The organism is Sphingobacterium sp. ML3W (genome assembly GCF_029542085.1).
GTDB lineage: Bacteria > Bacteroidota > Bacteroidia > Sphingobacteriales > Sphingobacteriaceae > Sphingobacterium.
Genome location: NZ_CP107036.1, coordinates 4,585,984 through 4,612,761 on the forward strand (window position 1 = coordinate 4,585,984; position 26,778 = coordinate 4,612,761).

Here is a 26,778-nt window from a genome sequence, read left to right on the forward strand (position 1 = left end):
GTTAAAGAATCATCTTCATCTGCTGAGCGCCAAAAATATATCGTGCTGCCTTTAAATTTACAGAAAATTGCTTTAAATCCACCTCGCCCCGCATCACTTGTTCCACGACCTCATAGATTTCTTCTTTGCTATCACAAAGAAATCCAATAGGCCCACAGGCATTGAAGACAGACTCAAAATAATCGTTCCGCAAAGCAACAATAAACTTATCTTGCTGAATTGCATCAAATATTGCTCCACTAGCAGTGAATTGATAATGTTTATTATCGTAAAAAAACAAGATATAGTCCAACATACTTACCTCTTTATTGAATTCGTTTCGATCAAGAAAAACATTCGGACCGGAAGCAAACTTTATCCATGGATATTCATCTGTTTCAAAATTATGCCAGCCAATGAGGTGTGCCGAAAATTGCTCCGGGTATTTTTCTGAGAAATAATGGGTGATCTCACCGAAAATTTTAAATCCCTTCGCTTGCGTCGCAACACCAACCCAACCAAATCGAGTCATTACTCCACTTTTATTGACCTTGGGAAGAGATTCATTGAAAATATAAGGGTGATGCATGGTGACAATATTTCCCGTCAAATTCGGATAATACCTAGTGAAATTCTGGACAATAGATGGTCCAAGGATAATCAATTTTAGATTTTTAGACAAAGTGCCCCGAAAAAAAGGTTTCAAAAAAGAAGAATACCAATATAGGGGGCTAGTTATCTTATATGTTGAAAATAAATAACCCAGCTCGCCGTGGCAAACAACATAGACCTCTGTTTTTAACATTCTTAAAATTATTTTTAAGAAAACAGCAAAGACCGGATTAAGCGCTGGGAATACAATACGCGATGACTTAAACTTCAATAAATAAAAGATATTTAGAAAAGTTCCAAAAAGATATCTAAAAAATATAGCGTAAAATGAATTTCCTTTGGGGAGGTTTTTTGATTTAAACGTTATCCGATTTGAAAGCTCTTGAAATCCCTGATCTTCCTTTAATAACTTTACTATGGCATTTATAGCCGATTTGTCTGCTATGTAGAGCAAAGGGGTCGTTGAACTATTTAAAATAACATATAAAAACGAAGTATTAAACATTTCGTGAAACCCACCAATGGAAAAAGTATCAACAATAACAGTCTTTTTCATGATTTCCGTTTAAGCACATTTATGATTCTATTTTTTTTCAATGCCATAAAATAGCTCAACACTAATTTCAGTGCATTAACGGAAATGCCAGCATCGGCTATCAATTTTTTAAACTCCTCATATCCCATCTCAGCATGCACACTACCTGCTTGAACCGAAAGCCAACGTAAACACAATTGATCCGTTATAGCGATCTCATTTTCTGTAGTTACATGTTTTAGCCAGCTAATATATTGGCTCGCTGCGTTCAATTTCTTTTCAACGACTGATTTAGATTTTATATCCGACGAAATGTTGAAACCACTAAAACGCCAATAAACATTCGAGCTGAGCGCTGTAATTTGCTTACCATTATTTAACGAATATAGAAACCAAGTAGCGTCATCTGATGCCCAACCCAAAGGGAAATCTGCGAATTTAAATCTTTCATATAGCGATCGGTGAAAAATATACTCTACTGCAAAACTCCGAAAGCCATTGCAAGCCAACCTATTCCTGATAAAGTCAATTGAGCTTATTGATCCCCCAATATCATTTAGGTGATCAAATTTAGTATAGCTGGGGTGCAATTTCCCATGCTCATCAATAACTTTGGTATGAAATTTATATAACAAGCTATGTTCGTTATAGTTATTATAGAACACCTCTACTGCATTGCATTCGATCAAATCATCATCAGAAAAAAGCCAGACCCAATCTTCCTGCGTTAAATCAATACATCTTTCCCATTGTTTTGTCAAAGATTCACCACCTAAGTTAACTTCAAAACGATGATATCTTATCTCTAATTTATCGCAGTATTTGTCCAATATTGGTTGAATTGTATAAGGACTATTATCGTCACCAATGTATACTGTAAAGTTTTTAACCGTCTGAAGGCTTAGACTTTCTAATGTATTTTCGATAAACTTATTTTTATAATATGGAATGACTATCGCCAAGTTGGATTTACACATCATTATATCAACGATCTAAATATGAATAAATTTTTTTTACAATCAGAGACCAGCTAAATTCCTGTTTAGCTCGAGATATGATATCCGTTTCTGCGGGTAGCCTTATCTCTTCATTAATAATTGACTGTAAAATAACGGTCAGCTTTTCAACATTACCAACTTCAAAAAAAATGCCGTAAGGTCCCGCGATTTCTATAGCAGGGGTTAATTCGGTAGATACAATAAAACATCCACATGACATCCCCTCTAGCAAAGCTATACCAAAGCTTTCAAACTTTGATGTCTGAACAAAAATCTTGGATTTTCGGAGCCTTCTCAATAACATTCTTCTATCGGAGATTGGTCCTGTAAAGAAAACCTTATTTTTAAGTTCTGGATTTGCTTCAAAAAAGAGGCTAATATCTCCCCGAAAGGTCTCGTCTATAGGACCTATAAATTCGACCTTCCAAGCTTGCAGATCTAGCGTACACAATGCATTGAGCATCGTTAAATTATCCTTTTCCGGCGCGCCAACTCGTCCCACTAATACGATAATTTTTTCTTTTTCCTTATTAAGATCTTGTTCGGTAAGAAATGACAACTTTTCAAAATCAAAACCGTTCGGAATATAAGCAACACGCATAGATACATCTTGTTCGAAGAAATTTTGCAAAGATCTGCTTTCAACAGATATCAGATCTACTTTATTATATAAACTAACTTTAAATTTCTTCCATAGTCCTTTAGATTTCGCAAAACTGCTTTCTTTTATACTATCATTTGCATCCAATTTAAAATAAAACTTGACTCTATTACCGGTAATCACTTTAATAAACAAAGCAATTAAAGTTTTGATAAATGACTGATGAAAGAACATGACAACATCGAATCTTCTCAAATGATATAAAAGGAAAAAAAAGATGTTTAAATTTTCATTCTTAAATGTTTTTTTGATTCTATAGTAGGATAGACCTTTTACCTCGGTATCAAGATATTCCATGGACTCCCTTTTTTCATAGCAAGCAATGGATGATTTGTAATAACCTTCTTTTTGCAAAAAATAGGGAATCATGCCTACATCTTTAATCAAATGGATATTAGCTCCACCAGGAAAAATTGTTATAAAACGTTTCATAAACTTTCAATCTTACGTATTAGCTGCAACTTACGCTTATAGCCCTCAACTTTTGAAGGTGATCGCTTGAGCTTATTGTAAATTACGACCAATGTATAGAAAAAAGTATCAACTTTGTATGATAGGCGAATCAAGTAGCGCTGATTTGTTTTGGTATAATAGAGCTTCTCGCTTTTGCGCATTCTATAAGCTACTTTTTCATCATTAGGCTCGCTCTGTCCCTCTAAATGAATAATCTTTGCATTTGGAAGAGACATAACATCATACCCTAATTGCCGAACTCTAAATGTTAATTCTGTTTCTTCATAGTACATGAAAAAATCCTCATCAAAGCCACCCGCCTTGACAAATATAGATTTTGGTATAAATAAATCTGCCCCAGAAATATATCCTACTTTTTGAGGAATACCTGTGTTATTAAAACTACCTACTCGTCCTAGGATTTTCCCAAGCTTAAAAAAACATAAAAAATCAATTTCCGCCGTTAAACTTGGAAGAAAACTCCAACAAGAAAATGCTGGTTGGAGATTGGCGTCATATAAATTGCCTCCTACGATCCCAACCTGTTCATTGCTTTCACAGAAAGCATAAAATTTAGCTATAGCATTATTTAATAAGACTGTATCCGGATTTAATAGAAAAAGATATTTTCCTTTAGCCCCTTTTGCTCCAAAATTGTTTCCGGAACCAAAGCCGCGATTTTCTGGATTCTTGAGAAATATAACCTCGCTATAATGTTCATGTATTCGTTCGATGTCACGCTGTGGGGAGTCGTTGTCTACTACAATGATCTCAAAATTTATACCGATAGTATGTTTATAGACAGACTCAATCGAACTGAGTATCAACCGAAAAGAATTATAATTAACGATTATAATAGAGACATCCATTACTTCAAAATATTTTTACAAATACTTATTACAGCACCCAAAGAAAATTTATTGGCCAACAGTATATTTACATTTTTTTTTACCAAAGTAACGTAAAGCGCCCCTAAAACAAAGAGCTCTATCAGCAAATAACTATAACTTGTTCCGATAAAACCATATTGAGAGCTTAACACCAAATTGAGTAAAAAACCTATGCATGCAGCCATTGCCGTAACGCGAAAAAAATCTTTATCCATCTTCAAATTCAACATCGTTTGTATACCCAAAAATGTATTGACCATGGATATTAGAGGAAGGAATGCCAGAATCTTAAGTGGTGCAATGGCGTTATCAAATTTATTACCATAAATTAAATGAATTGAAAAAGGAGCTAGAAAGAAAATGAGAATTCCAACAACCAACAAAACATATATCAAAACAGGCAGTAAACTTCTCAATACATTTAACCCCTCTTCGACATTCGCATTAAACGCCTTTGAAATATAAGGGAAGAGCACTGTAGATAGGGGCAAATTAAGAACATTAATAACAATAAATATTAACGATTGGGCTGTAGTATAATAGCCAACATCCGCTTTTGAAGCGAAAAAACCCAACACGATAATATTCGTTGTCGTATAAATAGAGACTACAAAGGAAGATAAGTACATCATTCTTTCTTCTATCAGTAGGCCCCAAACTCTTTTAGTGGATATGAAGTTAAACTGGATATGAAATTTCTTGACAGCAAAAGCAACCAAAAACCCCGAAATCCCAAAGCTCAAAAAGAAATTAATAAGCGGCAGGACAATAAGATCATCTGCTTTTTTTACCAAAATCAAAATAAATATACAATTAAGCAAACCCCTTAAAAAATTAGTAAATGCGAAAATATTCAAGTGCTGCATACCCTGAAACACGTACTGTGGTGTTAAACAGGTAGAGATACAGGAGCAGAACACGATTATTGCTACAGCTTTATTACTAGCCAGGGGACTGAAGACAAATAATGCGATGATAAATAAGAATACTGAAACCAAAAACAAGTACGCCCGAGCTGTCATAACTTCTGAAAAAACTTTGCTTAAGGAAGAGGGTTCTGCCGCTATGCGTCTGGTTGCTGTATAGTCAAAACCGTAAGAGATCAATATATTGAAATAAGCCACAAAAGCGGTCGCGTAATTAATAATTCCATAACCCTCGGGGCCGATAATCCGAGACACATAAGGTATGGTAATTAATGGAAACACATAATTGATCAACTGTACAAGTCCCAATGAAGCAAAGCTCTGCAGTAAATTCTTTCGCATTCTAAGTAATTTTAATCAATTTGCTCCTCACTCATCGCTGATTTGTAAAATCTAATTAATGTTAATATAAAGGCGGAAAACACAAAACACAAAATAAAACCTATAAAGAAATAGAACTTTTTGCTTACTACTTTATTTTCCAGCGGAAATGTCGGAACATCGATTAACTGAATGAGGGGAGATTCTTTTAATAGGGTCATTTTTGCAATTTCCAAATTTTGAACCAGCTGGTTTAAAATAGCTTTATTCGTTTCGGCTGAAAATTGTGAACGTTGACTAGGTACTATACGCTGTGCCTGACGTGTTGGGTTCAAATTCGGGGTAGCATCGACAATAGAAGCCATTGTACTAATGTTTCCATTCATCATACAACGGATGGAATCTGCCTGCTGTTGTAGCAATTGAATATTATGCTGGGCCCTTTTTGTTTTGGTCTGCATGTAAAAGTCATTGACTTGCTGCACTAAGGCCGTATTAAATTCTTTAGCAAAAGACTCGTCAAATGCTGTAATTTCCACTTTTATAATCGACAACTTTTTATCCAATTTATCTACTTTCAGATTTTTCTTGATAAGCTGACCAATGACTTTATTCATCAGACTATCACGTTGTCTTAACTCAAATCCCGCATCATGTTTTCGAAAATCGATCTGCTTATCTTTTTGCTGTTTCTCCTCTTCCAATTCTAAATAACGGTCAATCAGAAGCTTGCTAGTATCTGACGCAGAAGTTTTAAGTAAAGTAGCTTGAAGCATTTTGCGGGATTTATAAAATTCCAGTAAATTATCGCCCTGAAAAATCCCGCCCCCGGATCCGCCAATGTCCATCCCCACCATCGAAGCCAAACCTTCATATTGACTAAATCCACTACTCTTCTCTCCAGATTCTAAAACGAAGGTTGTGATAGCAGTATAAGCCGTTCTTTTGGTACTTGCATAAAATGACCCCACAGCGCCACCTATTAGTCCCGCAATAATTAGAATATACCATCTACCAAGTAGAAATTTTAGCCATTTTTGAATTAAATGCACCAATTCTTTTAATGACAGCTCACCTTTTTCTCGCGTATTATCCATCTCAACCAATATGTTAAATTAACGCAACAATGATACAATAATAGCCGCTAACGAAGCGATTCCTGTTCCTAATCCAACCCAACCTTGAGCACTCATCCGCTCTCTTGGTGCACGCTTCGGAACAACAATCTCCGCCCCAGGTTTTACTTCAGGATACCCACCAGATTTACCTTTTACAGCACCATTGGCATATTGAACAAAGACACGTTTTTTCAATGCATTGTCCGTAAATCCACCAGCTTGATTGATATAATATTTTAGGCTTTTACCCTTAACATAGACTACATTGTTTGGATTTAATACTTCTCCTACAACCTTGACTGTCTCTAATTCTTTTGGCACAGTAATAATATCACCATCCAAAACTAGCAAGTCGCCTTTTTCGTAAGGTTTTTCCAGAATTTTATTCAACTCAATCCCCACAAGGTCACTCGGCTCAACATCATCAGCCGACATACCTTGCTGCGATACTTTGGCAAGTGCTTTATTTTTTGCCCGAGAACTGTTTGCATCCTCGTCGTTTTCTTGTTCTTGTCTATTTTTTTTACTATTTCTCTCTTCGTCCAGACTATCCTGCTCCAATTCTTTTTTCAAACGTTCTTTCTCTTTTTTCTCTTCTGCTTTCAATTTAGACATCCCTGTACGTTTTAGAGAAGCGCCCTCAGTATAAGCATAAGTGGTCAATCCCCCCGCCCGCTTGACGATGTCGGAAATACGTTCATCCTCCCGCGAAATGGTATAAATACCGGGATATAGGACCTCACCCTCGATCGTCACTTGTCGCTGTGTACGGAACCCCGCGTCTCCTAAGACCGAAACAACATCGTAAGGTTGCAAAGCTATCGTCGGATCTGTAAGGATACCATCTTTAATATCAACCAAAATAGTTTGCGAAGAACTATGATCATCAGCATTGCGCTGTTGAAGTCTTCGGGCAATTTCAACACGTGCATTTTTTGCAGCCTCAGTAAATCCACCAGCTTTTTGAATAACGTCACCTAGTGTTGCATTGCTAGCGAAAGGCAGATCACCGGGAAAACGTACTTCACCCTGAACGGTAAATTTATATTCGTCACGTAAATCAAAAATAGAAGCGATTTCGATCTTGTCCTCACGCTTCAATGGTATATCAGCAACTGTACCAGCCAATACTTCACGTACATTAAAATTAATTAGCTCGGATGTGTTATCTGCTTTCAAACGGTTGATGATCCCTCGTTCCAAAAAGGCATCCTCACGTACACCATCGGCCATTTCAAGCACTTGCTTGAGTGTCAGACCTGACTCCAAACCAAATATACCCGGGCGGAATACCGCACCAAGAACGGATACGCGATTCGCATAACGCTCCAATATCGGCTCGACAATATATTGATCTCCCCCTTTAGGGGTATAATTTGCGAATTGATCAGCGTAGACATCTTGCACACTTCGTTCCCGTCCTGTTGTTTGCAGGATCTTGATCTTCGCAGTATAGGCATTTTCTGTAAAATCGCCCGCATAACGCAAGATATCGGACAATGATTCTCCAGCTACAGTCTCGAAAATAGCTGGTCGTTTTACTTCACCCTCAAACTGCACACGCGCTCCATATACAGGAATATGGATAATATCCTGATCCTGTAAACGTATATTACCTTGTTGTATACCATTAGCCAAAAAGTCATAGACATCAATTGTGCTGACGACACGATTACCACGGATCACTTGGATCTGACGGTAAGTACCATTTTTATTGGGGCCTCCAGAAGCATAGAGCGCATTGAAGACTGTGGCTAAAGACGGCAAACTATAGGTACCCGGTTTGGTAACCGCTCCGGTCAGGGTAACACGAATGGTACGGATATTACCAATTGTTACACTTACGTTAGTCCTTCCTGAACGGATTGCAGGGTAGGTTCCACTTAAACGTTGTTCAATCTTACTCTTCGCCGCAGCGATCGATAAGCCCGCAACATTAATTTGACCCACATATTCCACCTTGATCATTCCATCTGGGCTGACAGGCAAATTATAAGAGGCTTCATTGTCGCCCGTAATATCCAATAAGATCTCATCATCAGGACCAATGATATAAGAACTTGGTGTCGCCATCCGAAGATTGGGCTCAAAAGTAATGCTATTATTTTTAAACAGATCCGCGCCAAAAATCTTCAATTTTCCATCATCATGATGAACGGAATCTTGATTATTGGCCCGTTTATTTTGTAGGGAATCAGTCGTATTTGTTCCTCCGACCTGACGGCCAGTTGCTCGCCCTGTGGTAGTAGTCGTATTCGTTCGCTGCGATTGATCGGGTTGTTGCTTTTTACGTTTAATTTTCGCCAAACGATCTTTTAGTTTTTGTACTTCAACAGTAGATACCCCTTGCGCACGGGCAAAACCATCCAATTGGCTTTCATCATAGCCCATTAAAGCAGCTTGTTTTATGTATTGCTCTATCTGTGCATCTGTCAGATTATCTACTTTGATATTGGCAGGATTGGTCTGTGCGTATACTGAGCCCACAAATCCGATCATGCAAAACCATAATACTATTTTTTTCATTCGATATATTGGCGTTTGCCGCAAAATTAGTAAAACTATTTAATTAAATCGTTTAAAATATTTACACCAGAGGTTCTAAACAGACAAGAAAGAGTTCTCTACCTCCTCACTTAAATCTTTCGCTATTCAGGCATCTAACGTAAAAAGTCTTTCTTTTGCTACGACTTGCCCCAAAGAAATCAGGAACTTCAATTTAAATAGCAGCCAGGCACATGGGCAGCTTTAGCCTCAATTAATGCTGTTGATTCTATCCATGGAATCCTGAAAGTTTTATTAACTTAGCGAAGTTAAGCATTAAATTAGAATGAAAAGTTCAACTCTTGGTTTTTGGTTGCCGATAGGTATGATTGTAGGTCTTTTGTGGGCCTGTGATGGAAATAATAAATCAAAAAAAGAAAGTAACGAAACAATACCGCAAAAAGCGAGTACGATGAGTGCCGCAGATAGTAGCTTGTTACATTTCTGGGATAAGTTCGACATGAAGGACACGGTACAAGTGAAAAATCCGGACATTGGCGAACAGAAAATTGCTGATTTTATTGGGTTATTATCGAAAACCCCGGATTCAGCCCTGCGCGATAAGGCCGTGGATCTGATGTTAGACAAAGCCAAATCCAATAGGACCAGTTTCGACTACTTCATCAAACTATACGAACGTTATCTTTATGATGGTAATTCGCCGATGCGAAATGATATTATCTACGAGTCTGTACTTCGCTATATGATCAAAACCGATCTATTATCGAATCTAGAGAAAGAGGCCTATAGACCCATCTACAAGTTGGTGTTACGCAATAAGGTAGGTCAACCCGCTGAGGATTTTAGCTATGAGCTGGCCAATGGAACAAAACAGAAACTATCACAAACTAAGGGAAAATTCACCTTTTTGATCTTTTATGATCCCGATTGTACCCATTGCAAAGAAACAATTCACCAACTCCGCGATACACCGCAATTGGTTGAGTTATTCTCGCAACTACAGGTACAAGTTGTTGCAGTTGATCCCTGGGGCGATCGTACCAAATGGAAAAATTATATGCCAGAAATGTCTGAAAAATGGATCAATGGTTTTGATAGTGATAGCAAAATTTTATCATTCAATCTTTACGACCTCAAGGCTTCTCCAACAATATATCTCTTGGATGAAAACAAGAAAGTCCTATTGAAAGACACGTATCTACAACCGGTGATCCAATATTTTGTTCAAACCAATCAATAATATATGGCTGAACATTCGGAAGACAATAAGACACGTGTCATCTCCAATGCGCTCTATTTTGCCGAAGTACAGCGTATGCTCGACGAGGGCAAGGAAGTTCGTATCCGTATCAAAGGTGGAAGCATGCGTCCATTTATTCATGACGGAGACAGCGTTTTACTACAGACTTATCGTGGTGAGTCTTTGCAACTAGGCAGTAATGTATTGGCCAAGTATGAGGGGAAGTTTGTTTTTCACCGTTATGTAGGAAAAAAGAATGGGCAGATCGTACTGGCAGGCGATGGCAATCTTGTGCTGCGGGAGTATATAAATAGCACGGATATTATTGCGATCGCTTCTATTCATTTCCCACAAAACTCAGCATTGGAAATAAGTTTAAATCATAGTTGGGCAAGATTACGCGGCTTGGGATGGTATCATATTCGTCTGCTACGCCGGGTTATTGCAAAACTGAGACGCTTAATAACGCGATAAAGTAGGCCCTGCTGGTGAAACTGAAATCTATAACCACAAATAAAAAGGTTGAAAAAATAATTATTAACTTTGATTTTATTTATTCTATTTCGTCCTAATATGTGAACTACCCAAATACGATAAACAAATAAGGAAAATTTGGGTATTCTATAGGATATTAAAACCGCCGAAGGCAGCATGAGTACCTTAAAAAAGGAAAATTAGCTCATGAATAAACAGATAATTTATATATGAAATTAAGATCGGATTTAGTATTGAGAACAATTGGTTCAGATCATTTAATTGTTGACCCTAGTCAGGATATGGTTGATTTATCAACCGTATACACCCTAAACAGCACCGCAGCATGGCTTTGGGAGCAATTAAAAGGAAAAGAGTTTGACACAGCTACAATCGTTGAACTACTCTGTGACAACTATGAAGTGGACGAGGAACAAGCGCAATCCGATGCTAAAGTTTTACTTGCGGATTTTGAAAAACAAGGACTATTGGAAAAATAACCTTTCCATTGATAATCTGAATGAATAACAACAGCCTGAAACAACATGCGCGCTGGGCATGGTCAATCAGCGATGGCTACCGCGGTAGATTGCTTCTATACTTTGTATTGGAACTGATCTGTATCGGTCTCTCCCTGATCTTTGTATACCTGTCCAAAAAAGCAGTTGATGTAGCGACTTCCCCAGGAGAATTACCCCTTAAATGGCTGTTGATAGGCATTATTGGAAGTATCACGCTGAATGTAGCAATAAAAGGCTATTCAGGCCGTCTGTTGGAGCGCATCAAGTTGATGCTGACACTCCAGTTGCAGCGTCATATGCTCGACGCACAGATGTTATCGGTATGGCGGTTGATCAAAAATTGGCATACGGGAGATATCCAGATCCGGATTCAGACAGACTGTGAAGAAGTTGCCAATACGATCGCCAGTACCGTACTTTCTTTTGTATTGACGATTATCCAATTATTGGCTTCTGTGGGTTTCTTGTGGTATATGGATCCGATGCTCGCATTGATGATTCTGGCCATCTCGCCCCTCTTTGTCTTTTCAAAGATTTACTTCCGTAAAATGCGCAAACTCAGCAAGGAGGTCAAAGAGGAGGAAAGTAATTTTTCAAAGGTCCTCCAAGAGAATCTGCGTTTCCGCCTGCTGATCCGTGCCATGGGCATTTTCCCCAAAAGGCGTGCGAAGCTGACCGAAACGCAACAGCAGCTCTTTATGCTGAAAATGCGTCAGATCAATTTTTCAACATATACCCAGGGAGCGATGAAAGTCGCCATGAATGCAGGTTATTTGGTCGCATTTATCTGGGGGATCTATCGGCTACAATCCGGGCAGATTACTTTCGGAACAATGACGGCTTTTTTGCAATTGGTGGCGCGCATTCAGAGCCCAATTCTTGCCTTGATCGGCTATATCCCTGGCTTCGTCCGCTTTCGTGTATCTGCAGATCGGCTGCTGGAATTACAAGAAGGTGAGATTGAACCTCAAGTAAAACAAGAACGCCTGAACAAAACAGAAGAACTGCGCATCACTGACCTATCCTTTCGTTACGAAGACAAATGGGTCTTACAGCAGTTAAATCTTTCCCTCAAAGTGGGGGAACCAACAGCAATTATTGGTCCGAGTGGAAAAGGAAAGACCACCTTGATCCGCCTATTGCTATCGCTACTTAAAGCCGAAAAAGGCGATATCATATTGGTAGATACCGATGGCGAACGATCATTGGAGGCAAAACATCGCATCAATTTTGCCTATATCCCACAGGGCAATTCACTCTTTAGTGGAACAATACGGGAAAACCTTATGCTCCATGTGAAAGAAGATGGACCACTGGATATCGATAAAGCGCTTTGGCTAGCCTGTGCAGAATTTGTATTTGACTTTCCTGACGGAGTAGACACCCTAGTGGGGGAATCCGGCATGGGTTTATCAGAGGGCCAAGCACAACGTATCGCTATTGCCCGTGCACTAATGCATAATGGTGATATCTGGCTATTTGACGAGGTAACCTCGGCCCTGGACAGAACGACTTCAGATATGTTAACACAACGTCTGCTCGAATATGGAAAACATAAAATATGTCTATTTGTAACACACGACTTACATCTGGCAGATAAATGCCAACATCGCGTCTACCTCGATTAAAGGTGTATCTGTGATTACCAGATAGCTCTGAAAACAATCAGGATAGGCAATATAAATATTAAAAGATGAACTGAGCCTTCAAGCTCAAGAAGTAATTATTCACATAGGAACCGAATTATGAATATAACGAATTCACCTGAGTTATCTCAAACCCGCTACCGCATTGCAGACTTAATTTTGGAGTTTAACCATCCGACACATATTGCTTTGAACCATATCCTCGGCTCCTTTCTGGACTTTCAGATTGATATTGTTGACGAAAAAGCTAACATTGTCATCAATATAAGTTTAGAAAAGGCCCCTGTGACAAATGATATGGGAATCTTGCGGACTAATGAGTCCATCGCTTGGGGAGATCGCTTTCGTTTTTATGAAAAGGGGAACACCTTTATTACAACCATCGTAAATGACAAAGGCAATGAGACATGGTATCAATATAGTAACCGCAACTTTGAGCAATCGACAATATATGTCCCAGAGAGCTCTTCAGATGAACAAGGTGCTGTAATTACCTGGATGTCCATGATGATATTTGGCCAGGCCAGCCTCCTACACGAGACGATTATGATCCATGCCTCTGTGGTCAATCATCAGGGTAGCGGGATCGCCTTTTTAGGGAAGAGTGGAACCGGAAAAAGCACGCACAGCCGGCTATGGTTGACACATATTCCCCACACGGTATTGCTCAATGATGATAATCCGGCTGTCCGAATAACAGCAGAGGGCATTTTTATCTATGGAACGCCGTGGAGCGGCAAGACCCCTTGTTATAAAAATGAACGATTACCGCTAAAAGCGTTCGTTCGGTTACAACAGGCTCCGACCAATACCTTTAACTGGCAACCAGGACTCAAGGGCTTTATTGCTGTGTTACCGAGTTGCACCGCAATCCGATGGAATAAAGATCTCTTTGCAGGTATGAATACAATCTTGGAAAAAATTATTAGCGAAGTACCCGTGGGCCATCTACAATGTCTGCCCGACGCGGCTGCTGCCCAGCTGTGTTATTCATTAGTATTTAGTAATGAGTAATTAGTATTAAGATTTTATTAAAGTAAGAGGTCCCCGGATAACATAATTATCCAGGGACCTTTCTATCTTTTTGAGCTATTATCATACCGTACTCGTGCGCTATTAGCACACTGTAGCAGCACGAACTTATTTGCTCCTTGTCTTGATCATGCCACGCTCTGGCCTTGCATGCATTTTGCCCTGATCCACTGTTTGGATCGTACGTGCAGAAATACTGCGCATAGCCGCCCGTGATTTACTTGTGGGAGCTGCATCAGCTAAAGCTGTTGCCAACATTTTCTCCTTAGGATCTCCGACGTCAGCTGAAACATCGTCACCGATACCACTCTTATCAGGAACTAGACCGTCCCAATAATCACGCAGACCGGATTCAGTTCCCTTGTTATATTTCTCGCCGAGATTTCCCCGTGAATTCTTCAGAATAAATGAAGCCGGCCAATAAGATACTTTGTCCCGGACTTTCTGCTCGAAAAAACCAACTGGCTTACCATAGGTTCTTGATTCAGTTGCAATGATCTGCACTGGAAGGTGTGGTGTAAGCACATTAACCAACATCTCCGCAGCTGAAGCCGTCTCCTCACTCACCAAGAAATACACTTTAGTCAGGTTTAACGTACTTAGTCCCTCGAAGTAGGTATCATGCATGTTCAGTTGATCCCTTAAACTCTTGGCGGCATCTGACTGCATATACTTATTCATTTCATAAGTAAGCATCAGCTTACCTTTGGTCTTGGCACCACCGATCTTATCGGCAATATAGATTGCAGCGTCGACATAACCACCACCATTGTACCGCAGGTCAACAATCAGGCTTTTGATCTGTTTGGTCTCATATGCTGTAAAGGCTGCATTGATATTTTTCTGATTCTGATTGTTATTTTCAATCTCTTCAAATGATGATAAAGCCAAATAACCGACATTATTGCCACTATTGAGATATATGGTATCCTTGTAGATCGGATTGATCACATACGAATTGTTATAGCTCATTGGTTTTTCGAACACCTTATTATCCGCACGTTTCACCTGCAAGGTAAGATTTGCGGCATCCAATGCCGAATTGATTTTATTCCGCAATCGACTATAGGCAGCAGGGTCTTTTACTTCGCAGGTTCTACCCCCATCCGGACAGCTGACTTCGATCGAATAATTTTCCTGATCATTATTGACAGATGTAATGATATCTGCGCGTTTAAACCCCGCCAATTGTGCTGGAGAGCCCCCTTCAACAAAGGAAATATAAGGTCGTGCGGTAGCTGCATCCAAAGAAAACCATTGTACTGAGATGCCATAACCTTCGTTGTTATCCATCTTTGTACTGGCCTGCTCGGCGATATTGTAACCGTTGATACCTTCCATAAAGGAAAAGCGGTCAAAAACCCCGGCGTAACCAGCCGCCACATGGGCAGGTGTCAGCCTTTTGAGTGCATCAAGCACATTGCTCGCCGAACCATATTGATCGGTATACTGAGCCGGATTTTTTAAATAATCTGGAATAGATCCATCCGCCCATACGGAATAGAGCTTATAATATTTATAAATATCGTCTTTAATAAGCTGACCTTCGGTACGGTCAGTTGGTTCCGGCTCCGGTTCGGGCTTTGGATTATCCTTTTTACAGGAAAGAACAGTAAGTCCGATCAGCGCTATCGCTGCCCAACGTCCTACTTGCTGTAGAGGCACTATGTTCATATATTGAAGCAATTTGTAAAACAAACATAGATAAATTGCTTTTTATATGCAATTTAATTACGCTTGAGATCAAACAATTGTAGTTTTTCGGCGGCTACTAAGATCTAAATACTAATATCTATATTTCTCTTTCCACTTGTCCCGAAGGCTCTGTCGGACCTTCTCCTCCTGAGGATTTTGTCCTGGTTCGTATAATTTTACACCACTAACCTCTTTGGGTAGAAATTCCTGTAACACAAAGTTTCCAGGATAAGCATGCGCATATTTATATTCGGCTCCATAGTTGAGTTCCTTCATCAGTTTAGTCGGTGCATTACGGATGTGTAAGGGAACCGACAGATCACCGCTTTGTTTCACGAGCGCCTGTGCCTTATTGATCGCTTCATAGGAGGCATTGCTCTTGACCGAAGTTGCAAGATAAATGACGGTTTGCGAAAGAATAATACGTGATTCGGGCCATCCGATAACGTTCACTGCCTGGAAACAGTTGTTTGCCAACAAGAGCGCATTGGGGTTGGCATTGCCAATATCTTCTGAAGCCAAAATCAACAACCTGCGCGCGATAAATGAGGGGTCTTCTCCCCCTTCGATCATCCGGGCAAGCCAGTATACGGCAGCATTTGGATCGGATCCTCGTATAGATTTAATAAATGCCGAAATAATATCATAATGTTGCTCCCCAGCTTTATCATAGATCGCCATATTCTGTTGCACCTGCTTCAGCACAAAAGCATTGCTAATGGGTTCCTTATGGAGAACTGCGGCATTGACAACAAGTTCAAGCACATTCAACAGCTTGCGTGCGTCACCACCAGACAAGCGTAACAGCGCCTCATACTCTTCGACAGCAATCGCTTGCTTTTGGAGATACTCATCCTCATGAAGTGCCTTTTGAACCAGACCAATAAGGTCGCTTTCTGAGAGATGCTCCAACACATAGACCTGACAACGGGATAACAAAGCTGATATAACCTCGAAGGAAGGATTTTCAGTCGTAGCGCCAATCAGTGTAACCAAACCACGCTCAACGGCCCCCAGTAGCGAATCCTGTTGGGATTTGGAAAAACGGTGTATTTCATCAATAAACAGAATTGGCTGATCCTGATTGAAATTCATCAGCCGTTCGGCCTTATCAATGACCTCACGGATATCTTTTACGCCAGCCTGAATTGCACTCAGGGCAAAGAAAGGTCTATCCAGCTCCTTGGCAATCAACAGCGCCAGACTTGTCTTTCCAACACCCGGAGGCCCCCATAATATCATTGAAGGGATATTCTTTTGTTGGATCGCATGATAAAGTACTGCATCGGGACCAACAATATGCTGTTGTCCCACATAATCTTTCAATTGATGTGGTCGTAATCGTTCTGCAAGAGGGATACGTGTTGCCATAACACAAATTTAAAAATTAAACCATACAATAACTAAATATTTTAGCGTACCCTAATAAAATATACACAAGCAGTGGGCATGTAACTAAAAAAGAAAATAACCGGTAAGCCACAGGCTTGTACCACCAAGGTCTCAATACTCAATACTAACTACTTCATACTCAAAAAACACTTTAACATTTTTTCACACAATTTTTCTTCATATTTGTATTAGACGTTAATTGACGCGTAATAATGAATGAGGATGACGAAATACTGGACCTTACTTTTGACTGCCCTAACCACGACCCTTGGAATGAGCGGAAAGGTTATGGCACAGAATACCCCAAAGGACTATACTGGGGCAATAAAAAAATATGATGCTTCATTTAGCGGCGTCGGTCCGGAGGTGTATTTCCTACCTCCTCCAAAGACTGAGAACGAAATTATTGAAGACAATTATACGAGCAAAAAAAGCTTTAGCAAGGAAATTGCCAGGCAACTGTTATTCCAACGTTTATTACTGCAATTGAAAAGCACCAATAATATGGGTCATTTTCAATATCTGATGAATCCTGTTCCCGCTAATACCACAGCATGGAATAATACCATCGAAAATCAGAAAAAAGCAGAGAACTGGATTGCCGGCTATGCCTTAGCCAATGAAGCTGCACTATTTGCAATTAAGAATAATGACAGTATCGCTGCTTCAAAATTTCTATATGATGCATTATCATTAGCAAATCGTACCGACAATAAGGATGATATTGCAACAATTAACTTGAATTTGAGCAATTTTCAATTGTATCATGGCGATTTTGACAAAGCTGAAGAAAGTGCCCAAAAATATCATACCTATGCCACGGTAAGCAAAAGCTATCTCGAGCAGGCCAATGCCTGGTTATTAATTGCTATGGCCCGTGCAGGGCAAAAAAACTTTAAGGCCGCCGAAAATAACATTATCCGAAGCGCTATCCCCTTATTTAATAAAGCAAAGGCTTATGAAGGTAAAATATTCGCATGGGAGATGCTAGCGGAGATCTATTTTAAGCAAAACAAATTCACCGAGGCACAATGGTTCCTATTGCAAGCACGTGATCTGGCCAATGCAAAAAATCTGAGTGGTGAGCTTGCAGAGATTGAATACCTACTTGCCGCTTCCAAGCAAAAGGATGGTAATTACAAGGTGTCCATCAAAGAATTTATTCAAGCTGCTGAATTGGCCTCCAATGAGAATAACAAACAGTTGTCATTGGCGATATTAGACAAATTGGGCGAAGTATATCTTGTATTAAAGGACTACCCTTCGGCCGACCAGACCTACAAGGCATATACACAACTGAAAAACGAATTGTACAATTAATTGACCTTCGTAAGATAACAGCAACCGAAGAATCGAAAGTAAGAAATAAATCGTATTTTAAGCTTTTTGTAAATATTAAAGGATAAATCAAATAAATTTTTAGAATCTATGATAATGTGCTATGAATTTCACTAAATTTAGCACGCTTATCAATAAGAGCTGAAAATTTTTAGTTATAAAATGATTATTAAAACTGTCGAAAATATGTTTAGGAAACTCATATTTGCACTTTTTGTGGTATCTATTGTCTCTTGTGGTTCAAAACCACGGGTAGCACTTCCAGATGATGGTGGACTCAAACCGAGCACACAACATCAGATCATCGCGAAAGAAGTGATTGGATTATTGGAAAATGCAAGCTACAAGAAGGTCAAAATGAATGATTCCATATCTGGAATTATCTATGATAATCTGATCAAAGGTTTAGACCAGAGCAAGAATTATCTACTTCAAGCGGATATTGATGCATTTCAAGCTTACAAGAGTAACCTTGCCCAGGATATAAAAGGAGGAGATCTTTCTTCGGCCTTCCAGATCTTCAATGTCTATAAAAAGAGATATTTGGAAAGAATGCAATATGCGCTTTCTGAGATCGACAAAAAGCAAGATTTCACCAAAGATGAATATTATCAGCCTAACCGTGAAAAATTAGGTTGGTTCAAAACAGATGCCGAAGCCAACGATCAATGGCGTAAACGTGTGAAGTACGATTTGTTGAACCTGGAAACTGCTAGTGGTAAATCTACTGATAGTGCAAAAACCAAGCAGGTGGAAACATTGAAAAAACGTTATGTGAATTTAATTTCCCAAACAAAGAAATATAATTCAAATGACGCCTTTCAGATCATTATGCAGGCGCTTACAGATGCTGTAGATCCACATACTTCTTATTTCAACCCTTCGTATGCGCAAGCCTTTAATGAAGGCATGGCAAATACATTTGAAGGTATTGGAGCAAGGCTGACCATAGACAATGAGGCAGTAAGCATCAATGAGATCATTCCCGGTGGACCTATCTTTAAAGACAAGACCATCCAAGTGAATGACAAGATCATTGCTGTGGCACAAGGTAAAGATGGTGAATTTGAAGATATCATCGGCTGGAGATTAGACGCCGCTGTAGCCAAAATAAAAGGTCCGAAGGGAACGATCGTACGGCTTAAGATTATCCCGGCAGGACAACCGATGAACTCGCATCCGCGCATTGTTTCCTTAGTACGCGAAAAAATCGTTGTCGAGGAAGAGTCTGCCAAGAAAGAGATTATGAACATCAAAGGAGCTGACGGAAAAATGTATAAAGTCGGGGTGATCAATATCCCTAAATTTTACATGGATTTTGAGGCCTACAGAAGACGTGATCCGAACTATAAAAGTACAACAAGAGATGTAAGACTGATCTTAGATACGCTGAAACAAGCGAAAGTGGATGCTGTAATTATCGACCTACGTTTCAATGGCGGTGGCTCACTACCTGAAGCGATTGATCTTACAGGATTGTTTATTGATAAGGGGCCTGTTGTACAAGTAAGGGATACTAAAAATAATATTGATGTCGAAGAAGATAAGAATGCAGGCGTAGCATGGGATGGTCCTTTAGGTGTAATGATCAACCGTTTCTCTGCCTCGGCCTCAGAAATTTTCGCTGGTGCAATTCAAGATTATGGTAGAGGAGTAATCCTTGGCTCACAAAGTTATGGTAAAGGAACTGTTCAATCGGCTATCGATATGTCGCGTGTGATTAGCCCTACAAGTCGCCTATTATTGAAAGCATCCGGAGAGAAAGATCCGGACACACCGGAAGGAGCACCACAGTATGGACAGATTAACATCACTTTGGGCAAATTTTACCGTGTCAACGGTAGCAGTACGCAACACAAAGGGGTAACTCCTGACATTACATTCCCGTCTCAATTCTCCGCAGAGAAATTTGGTGAAAGCTCAGAAAAATCTGCTCTTCCTTGGGATCAGATTCAATCCAGTAACTTCAAAAAAGTAGCGGATATGAGTGGAGTGGATAAAAAGCTGGAGACGCTACATGAGACCCGGATTAAAAATTCACTGGAATATAAATATTTGAAAGAAGATATTGAAGAGGCTCAAAAAGATGAAGATGTCAAAATTTCATTGGAATTAAATAAATTCAAAAAAGAAAAAGACGACAATCTCAAGAAAAATAAGGACCGCATCAATGCTTTACTGAAATTACAGGGTAAACCGGCATGGGAAGAAGGCAAACCTCAACCAAAGATGGACCTTGACTTTGTAAAAGATGAGAGTGCGAAAGTAATGACTGATTATATCATTAATTTTGCGAACAAAAAATAGAGAGGAGTAAAATTCCGCGAAAAAAGGCAATCGTAACAACGATTGCCTTTTTTTATGATGCTCATCACAATCTCAAACCTTTAACATTAAATTCATCTTTTCTTTGTAACTTATCATAACATTAATTGTTCTACACATAAAGACTTTAAAAATAGAACTGACAATTGGAATCTATAAAATAAGAGTCTGGATAATGATGGATTTTACCCTTAAAACGATATCACAATGAAACGTATCCTGCTTCTAACCGACTTTTCAGAAAATGCACTTTTAGCGGCAAAACAAGTAGCCTTATGTGCAGACGCTTGGAAAACTGAAAAAGTTATTGTTTACCATACTTATAACAGTGTAACAATTGTAAACAATGAACCCATTGTTGTGGTTAATGACGAAGTAAAAGAGGCTAAAGAGAAAGAATTAAATGCTTGGTTGGAGCTGATCGGGCCACTCTTTCCTCCACAGGTGACACTGTCCCACAAGATGGAAGATGTCGATCTTCCGATAGGTGTAAATGACCTATGTAAATCTGGAGATATCGATCTTGTCGCGCTAGGGATCACAGGACAGACTGGTTTCGCAAAGATCCTGGTGGGAAGCAATGCCATTACCCTAATGGACATCTGCAATAAACCGATGTTGATTGTCTCCCATAAGGTAAATCCGGCTGTTCCAAAAAATGTATTGGCAACCACTGACCTGAAAGAAGTTGACAGAAAGCTGAGTTTGTTTAATCTGGATCAAGTCCTCGACACATTTTCAGCGCAGTTATATGTTTTGAATGTTGCGAAGAAAGAAGGCTCCGCCGCAGATTTGGCACAAGAATTAAAACATTTGCATGAAAGGCTGGACAAGTATAAACCAATCTATGATTACATCAGTCATGAGGATATTACATTGGGAATAGCAGAATATGCGAAAGAGAAACATATAGACCTCATCCTGTCATTTCACAAGAAACAAGGTTTATTGGCGAGTTTATTTAAAACTAGTATATCCAAAAAAATTGCTTGGAACGGCGCTGCAAACTTATTAGTCATTCCAATGGATAAATCATAAATAGCATAAAGGAGTGGGGCAAAAGTATCTCTCCAAATATTTAATATTCAGGATATACTTTTGCCTTTTAGGGTTACTGTCATTTTACATAGATTTCTATCTACACGATCTATTTCTTGTCTACAGAATGTTTGCCCGGGCCGATAAACACGAGTCCCAAAAATACAAAGAACAATTCAATGGCATGAGATGCGCCAGAGACTCCATCACCTTTTGAAAGATGCATCAATCCAGCAACCACCATGGTAAAAGCAAGTAACAAGGCTGAAGGTCTAAAAAAAAGACCCAATAGTAAGAAAAGACCACCAATAGTTTCCGTAGCCGCGGCCATAAAGCCCCAAAATGTCGGAATAAAATTGATGCCCATATTGCCCATGGCCTTTCCAACCCCCGCCCAGAGCTCAGGACCTCCCTGCAACTTCGGCAAACCATGCATAATCATCATCACTCCCAATCCGATGCGGAGGATCAACAAACCTGTATCCCTATATTTTCCCAATGAATTCCAAATTGCCATAAATAGAAAATTATAATGTATTAAAATGTTAATTACTGATTGATATTTCTAAAATAATCAAATTTTATTGATTTGTGTTTATTTTCAGCGGTTTCAATGAGCTCACTTCGTTCGGTTATTGATTTGTGTCTATTTCTCAAAGGTATCAATAAACTCATTTCATTCGCTAATTAGTACCCATTTATCCTACTTGGTATCGGTGAACTTGTCATTCATGCTACGCACTTTATCCACCTTTAATGATAACAAAATTAGGTCAAAATGTGTTACATCCCCTTGATATAGATTAAGAAATAACAAAACAGGTCTATTTGAGTGAGGGAAAGAAAGACGAAATGGGGCAATTCACTTTAAGAAAAATAAGGGAAGCCGACAGAAAAATATTGTATTTATGATACTAAATGCGTAATTTAAGTCTCATAGACCCGATTATAAAATTATTATGAAGAATCTTCTCTTATTAACAGATTTCTCGGACAATGCCTATGCTGCGGCTCAATATGCCGCAAAATTAGCTCCGCTTTGGGGCATAGAAAGGGTTGTGCTGTACCATACTTATGAGGTTATACCAACGGTTGGAACAGAACCTGTTGTCATCAGCAATTTGGATATACTAGAAGAAAAACAAAAAGATCTCAACGTGTGGCAAGAAGACCTCATCCAACTCTTTCCACAGGGAATAGCATGGAAAGTGGTACTGGAGGAGTATGAATTGAGCTATGGCGTCAACCGTACTTGTGCTGAGGAAGATATCGATATTGTTGTCGTCGGAACTGCTGGAAAAAGTGGTTTTAAAAAGCTTCTCTTGGGAAGCAACACGTTAAAATTAATTGAGAATTGCCACACCCCATTGCTGGTTGTACCTGCCAAAGCCGAATTCAGAATCCCCAAAAAGATGCTGATCGCAACCAATCTCAAAGAAGTGAAGCTTAAGTTAGACCGGCTTCTGATCAATGCAGCTGAAGTGCTCCGAAAGAGTGAGGTCTATGTAGTTCACGTTACCAAGGAAGATCCTGCCAGTAAAGTTGTCAGCACAGAGATTAACATTATGAACGATCTATTGGCCCCCTACCATCCCATATACAGCTATATCTTACACTCGGATATTGCCGTTGGCATCAATCAATATATTAATGAAAACCACATTGATATGATGGTTACTTTCCATCGCGACAAAGGGTTACTTAGCCGGATTTTCAACACCAGTATCGCGCAAAAAATGGCTTGGAAAAGTCAGGCGGCCATGATGGTTATTCCTGTACATTCAGGATAATATAAAAATATCGACAATTAAACCGTAGCATCCCGGACACAACTATTTAATTGTCGATAGGGTTAATCATCTATAAATAGATGAGCTCCGTTTTATCGGCACTCGTTACCAATTTCACTTTCCGGCCTAATACCAGTGCATGGTTATCATCTATATGTCCTGCTGGATAACCAAAGGCGACAGGAAAATCATATTCTTTGACTTTATCCCAAATAATCTCCTCTACAGTCTGTCCAAATGTAGGATCATTGTCTTTCATGGATGAAAAACTGCCCACAATAAGACCTTTCAATTTTTTGAATTTGCCCGCACGTTTCAACGCCCACAGCATCCGATCCACTGAATAATAAGCCTCACCCACATCCTCGATGAAAAGAATCTTATTTGCATACTTGACATCTGAGTCTGACGCCAAAATAGACAATAAAATAGCCAAATTCCCACCAATTAGCTTGCCTTCAGCCTCACCGGAGCGGTTTGGGAATACAGATTGTTCATAGCTAAAGTCTGTGGAATCGCCAAACAATGCATTTTTTAACGTCTCCAAGGAAGCTTTCGTTCCTGATTCAAAAGATTTGGGCATCTGCCCATGTATCGTCGCAATTTTATAGTTACGTTGGATATGGCTATGCAATACTGTGATATCGCTAAATCCGACCAACCACTTGGGATGCTGCTCAAACTTAGAAAAATCGATCTCATCGACAATCCGAACACAGCCATAGCCCCCTCGGGCAGCAAATACGGCTTTAATGGATGGATCATCCAGGGCCCATTGGAGGTCTGCAGCACGTAAGTGGTCATCGCCGGCAAATTGATGATAAGATGTCCCCACGGTCTCCCCTATCAGGACTTCTAACCCCCAGCTCTTCAATGTTTCAATCCCTAGATCAATATTCCCACGGATAAAGCTTGCAGGACAAACGATGGCGACTTTGTCGCCTTCTTTAAGAAATTCAGGTATTTTAGACATATTTATTATGTTTCATATATAATTTGATTCTTTACGGCTATGAAGCGATCATTAGCCAACTCATTTCATTTTAGCCCAAAGTAATTTGTTCCAACTCATGATGGTTTCCTCCAATAAAAATTTTCAATGGATGAGGAGACAACAAATTTATCTTAGTATTATACCGCAAATTGAATTATCTTTGTGAAAGAAACAAGTAAAAACTTTAATATACTTTCAAGCATTGAGTATTCTAGATAAAAAACGATATACAATTACTTCGGCATTACCGTATGCCAATGGTCCTTTACATATCGGGCACCTTGCCGGAGCTTATATTCCAGGTGATATTTTTGTTCGCTATTTGCGTTTAAATCAAAAAGATGTGGTCTATGTCTGTGGTTCGGATGAACATGGTGCAGCCATTACCATCCGCGCAAAAAAAGAGGGAATTACGCCACAGCAGATCATTGATAAATACAACAAACAAATCAAAGAAAGCTTTGAAGAGTTTGGCATTTCTTTCGATATCTACCATCGTACCTCCGAACCGATTCACCACCAACTGTCGCAAGATTTTTTCCTGAACTTATACAATAAAGGTGAATTTGTCGAGAAATTTTCGGAGCAATACTACGATGAGGAGTACCATCAGTTTTTGGCGGACCGTTATATTACTGGGACCTGTCCAAACTGTAAATCCGAAGGTGCCTATGGTGACCAATGTGAAAAATGCGGTACCTCACTAAGTCCAACAGACCTGATCAACCCAATTTCGACATTAAGTGGGAAAACTCCCGTATTAAAAGAAACGAAGCATTGGTATTTACCTTTGGATAAATATCAACCTTGGTTGGAAAAATGGTTAATCGAGGGCAAGAAAAACATTCTTAAATCCAACGTTTTTGGCCAATGCCAGTCTTGGCTCAAGTCAGGTTTGCAGCCACGTTCTATGACCCGAGATTTGGATTGGGGGGTAGATGTTCCCCTGAAAGAAGCAGAAGGAAAGAAACTTTATGTATGGCTGGACGCACCAATAGGTTATATTTCTGCAACGAAACAGTGGGCAATCGACCACGGAAAAAATTGGGAAGACTATTGGAAAACCCATGACAATCCAGCAGATGATTCAACATTGATCCATTTTATCGGAAAAGATAATATTGTATTCCATTGCATCATATTCCCAGCGATCCTTCATGCTCATGGAGACTATATCCTGCCAGAAAATATACCTGCAAATGAATTCCTTAATTTGGAAGGCGATAAATTATCGACATCCAGAAACCATGCTGTTTGGTTACATGAATATCTACAGGAATTCCCAGACAAACAGGATGAATTACGTTATGTATTAACCTCTATTTTACCTGAGACCTCGGATGCTGAATTTACCTGGAAGGATTTCCAAGCGCGGATAAACAACGAGCTAGTAGCGATCTTTGGTAACTTTGTCAATCGTGTAATGGTACTTTCCCATAAATATTTCGATGGCAAAGTATTAAATGGATCTCCACTTACAGCAGTGGATCAAGCGGTATTGGATGAGTTAAAATCCTATCCGGCGTCTATCAAATCATCACTGGAGCAATTCCGTTTCCGTGAAGCGCTGGCGGAGTTTATGAATGTGGCACGCCTTGGAAACAAGTATTTAGCGGATGAAGAACCTTGGAAAGTAATCAAAACGGACGAGGAACGCGTAAAAACGATCCTAAATGTAGCATCTCAGATTGTTGCTAACCTTGCCGTGTTGGCACAACCATTTTTACCAAAAACAGCAATCAAATTATTTGAAATGCTCAATTTCCCGCAAGGAAATTGGAACGATGCAGGTAAGGAAGGCCTAATTCAGGATGGCCATCAGTTGGGTGAAGTCCAATTGTTGTTTGATAAGATAACAGACGAACAAGTTGAGTTTCAATTAAACAAACTTGCGGAAGCGAAACAAAAAAACCGCGCGGACAACACGAAGGTCGCCCCTGCTAAAGAAAATATTAGTTTTGACGATTTTGTCAAAATGGATATCCGTGTAGGGACAATTTTAGAAGCTGAAAAAGTTGCGAAAACAAAGAAATTACTAAAATTAACAATAGATACGGGTATTGACAAACGCACCGTTGTATCGGGTATCGCGGAGTTCTTTAGCCCAGAAGAGATTGTCGGACGCCAGGTCTCAATTTTGGTAAATCTAGAACCTCGTGAAATCAAAGGCATTACCTCACAGGGTATGATCTTGATGGCCGAAGATGCTGATGGTAGATTGGATTTCGTCAAACCGGATACAGCGATCAAAGTCGGTAGCACAGTACGCTAACTAAACGTAAGATATAGCATAAA

At 39.5% G+C, this 26,778-nt stretch carries 21 protein-coding genes; 10 read left to right on the top strand and 11 right to left on the bottom strand.

Going from position 1 to position 26,778, the window contains the following annotated elements:
* Nucleotide 1: 1 nt before the first annotated feature.
* The 7 genes from OGI71_RS19400 to OGI71_RS19430 are packed head-to-tail and all read right to left on the bottom strand — an operon-like array spanning nucleotide 2 to nucleotide 9,019.
* Entirely contained in the window at nucleotides 2-1,147 is a 1,146-nt protein-coding gene (locus tag OGI71_RS19400) for a hypothetical protein (RefSeq protein WP_282251191.1), read from the bottom strand.
* Nucleotides 1,144-2,106: a glycosyltransferase gene (locus OGI71_RS19405; protein WP_282251193.1), complete on the bottom strand. Its 963-nt coding sequence runs from the start codon at nucleotides 2,104-2,106 to the stop codon at nucleotides 1,144-1,146. The genes OGI71_RS19400 and OGI71_RS19405 overlap by 4 nt, the downstream gene beginning before the upstream one ends.
* Before the next feature lie 4 nt (nucleotides 2,107-2,110).
* A complete protein-coding gene (locus OGI71_RS19410; RefSeq protein ID WP_282251195.1) occupies nucleotides 2,111-3,217 on the bottom strand; it encodes a glycosyltransferase in 1,107 nt (368 codons plus the stop codon).
* Nucleotides 3,214-4,107 (bottom strand): glycosyltransferase family 2 protein, encoded by an 894-nt coding sequence (locus OGI71_RS19415; protein ID WP_282251196.1) that lies wholly within the window; start codon nucleotides 4,105-4,107, stop codon nucleotides 3,214-3,216. The genes OGI71_RS19410 and OGI71_RS19415 overlap by 4 nt, the downstream gene beginning before the upstream one ends.
* Nucleotides 4,107-5,396: an oligosaccharide flippase family protein gene (locus tag OGI71_RS19420; RefSeq protein WP_282251197.1), complete on the bottom strand. Its 1,290-nt coding sequence runs from the start codon at nucleotides 5,394-5,396 to the stop codon at nucleotides 4,107-4,109. The genes OGI71_RS19415 and OGI71_RS19420 overlap by 1 nt, the downstream gene beginning before the upstream one ends.
* Nucleotides 5,397-5,407: 11 nt before the next feature.
* Complete coding sequence (locus OGI71_RS19425; protein ID WP_282251198.1) at nucleotides 5,408-6,472, bottom strand: lipopolysaccharide biosynthesis protein; 1,065 nt, start codon at nucleotides 6,470-6,472, stop codon at nucleotides 5,408-5,410.
* Nucleotides 6,473-6,490: 18 nt separating this feature from the next.
* Nucleotides 6,491-9,019, bottom strand: a complete 2,529-nt coding sequence (locus OGI71_RS19430) for an SLBB domain-containing protein (RefSeq protein WP_282251199.1) — start codon at nucleotides 9,017-9,019, stop codon at nucleotides 6,491-6,493.
* 304 nt (nucleotides 9,020-9,323) lie between these two features.
* Here OGI71_RS19430 and OGI71_RS19435 point away from each other — a divergent pair, with 304 nt between their 5' ends.
* The 5 genes from OGI71_RS19435 (at nucleotide 9,324) to OGI71_RS19455 (ending at nucleotide 13,893) form a co-directional block, all read left to right on the top strand.
* Nucleotides 9,324-10,238 (top strand): DUF5106 domain-containing protein, encoded by a 915-nt coding sequence (locus OGI71_RS19435; RefSeq protein ID WP_282251200.1) that lies wholly within the window; start codon nucleotides 9,324-9,326, stop codon nucleotides 10,236-10,238.
* Nucleotides 10,239-10,241: 3 nt separating this feature from the next.
* The gene (locus OGI71_RS19440) at nucleotides 10,242-10,712 is read left to right on the top strand and encodes a S24/S26 family peptidase (protein WP_282251202.1); all 471 of its coding nucleotides are present in this window, start codon (nucleotides 10,242-10,244) and stop codon (nucleotides 10,710-10,712) included.
* A 230-nt stretch (nucleotides 10,713-10,942) separates the two neighbouring features.
* Nucleotides 10,943-11,212, top strand: coding sequence for a PqqD family protein (locus OGI71_RS19445; protein WP_282251204.1), 270 nt, complete (start codon nucleotides 10,943-10,945; stop codon nucleotides 11,210-11,212).
* Between the two features lie 20 nt (nucleotides 11,213-11,232).
* On the top strand, nucleotides 11,233-12,861 hold the full coding sequence (locus tag OGI71_RS19450) for an ABC transporter ATP-binding protein (protein ID WP_282251206.1): 1,629 nt from the start codon (nucleotides 11,233-11,235) through the stop codon (nucleotides 12,859-12,861).
* A gap of 117 nt (nucleotides 12,862-12,978) precedes the next feature.
* Complete coding sequence (locus OGI71_RS19455) at nucleotides 12,979-13,893, top strand: hypothetical protein (protein WP_282251207.1); 915 nt, start codon at nucleotides 12,979-12,981, stop codon at nucleotides 13,891-13,893.
* Between the two features lie 126 nt (nucleotides 13,894-14,019).
* On the opposite strand, the gene OGI71_RS19460 is transcribed toward OGI71_RS19455, so the two are convergent.
* Nucleotides 14,020-15,585, bottom strand: a complete 1,566-nt coding sequence (locus OGI71_RS19460) for a S41 family peptidase (protein WP_282251208.1) — start codon at nucleotides 15,583-15,585, stop codon at nucleotides 14,020-14,022.
* Nucleotides 15,586-15,696: 111 nt separating this feature from the next.
* Nucleotides 15,697-16,977, bottom strand: coding sequence for a replication-associated recombination protein A (locus tag OGI71_RS19465; RefSeq protein ID WP_282251210.1), 1,281 nt, complete (start codon nucleotides 16,975-16,977; stop codon nucleotides 15,697-15,699).
* Nucleotides 16,978-17,220: 243 nt separating this feature from the next.
* Here OGI71_RS19465 and OGI71_RS19470 point away from each other — a divergent pair, with 243 nt between their 5' ends.
* The 3 genes from OGI71_RS19470 (at nucleotide 17,221) to OGI71_RS19480 (ending at nucleotide 21,699) form a co-directional block, all read left to right on the top strand.
* Nucleotides 17,221-18,318, top strand: coding sequence for a tetratricopeptide repeat protein (locus OGI71_RS19470; RefSeq protein WP_282251211.1), 1,098 nt, complete (start codon nucleotides 17,221-17,223; stop codon nucleotides 18,316-18,318).
* Nucleotides 18,319-18,522: 204 nt separating this feature from the next.
* On the top strand, nucleotides 18,523-20,643 hold the full coding sequence (locus tag OGI71_RS19475) for a carboxy terminal-processing peptidase (protein ID WP_282251212.1): 2,121 nt from the start codon (nucleotides 18,523-18,525) through the stop codon (nucleotides 20,641-20,643).
* A gap of 225 nt (nucleotides 20,644-20,868) precedes the next feature.
* Nucleotides 20,869-21,699 carry a universal stress protein gene (locus tag OGI71_RS19480; RefSeq protein ID WP_282251213.1) on the top strand — a complete coding sequence of 277 codons (831 nt, stop codon included), beginning with the start codon at nucleotides 20,869-20,871 and terminating at the stop codon, nucleotides 21,697-21,699.
* 109 nt (nucleotides 21,700-21,808) lie between these two features.
* Here the strand turns inward: OGI71_RS19480 and OGI71_RS19485 are convergent, their stop codons facing one another.
* A complete protein-coding gene (locus OGI71_RS19485; protein WP_282251214.1) occupies nucleotides 21,809-22,216 on the bottom strand; it encodes a DoxX family protein in 408 nt (135 codons plus the stop codon).
* Nucleotides 22,217-22,658: 442 nt separating this feature from the next.
* Between OGI71_RS19485 and OGI71_RS19490 the strand changes: the two genes are divergently transcribed.
* Nucleotides 22,659-23,489 carry a universal stress protein gene (locus tag OGI71_RS19490; RefSeq protein ID WP_282251215.1) on the top strand — a complete coding sequence of 277 codons (831 nt, stop codon included), beginning with the start codon at nucleotides 22,659-22,661 and terminating at the stop codon, nucleotides 23,487-23,489.
* Between the two features lie 70 nt (nucleotides 23,490-23,559).
* Here the strand turns inward: OGI71_RS19490 and OGI71_RS19495 are convergent, their stop codons facing one another.
* Nucleotides 23,560-24,462 carry an LD-carboxypeptidase gene (locus OGI71_RS19495; RefSeq protein WP_282251216.1) on the bottom strand — a complete coding sequence of 301 codons (903 nt, stop codon included), beginning with the start codon at nucleotides 24,460-24,462 and terminating at the stop codon, nucleotides 23,560-23,562.
* Between the two features lie 223 nt (nucleotides 24,463-24,685).
* Between OGI71_RS19495 and metG the strand changes: the two genes are divergently transcribed.
* Complete coding sequence (gene metG / locus OGI71_RS19500; RefSeq protein ID WP_282251217.1) at nucleotides 24,686-26,755, top strand: methionine--tRNA ligase; 2,070 nt, start codon at nucleotides 24,686-24,688, stop codon at nucleotides 26,753-26,755.
* Nucleotides 26,756-26,778: the final 23 nt, after the last annotated feature.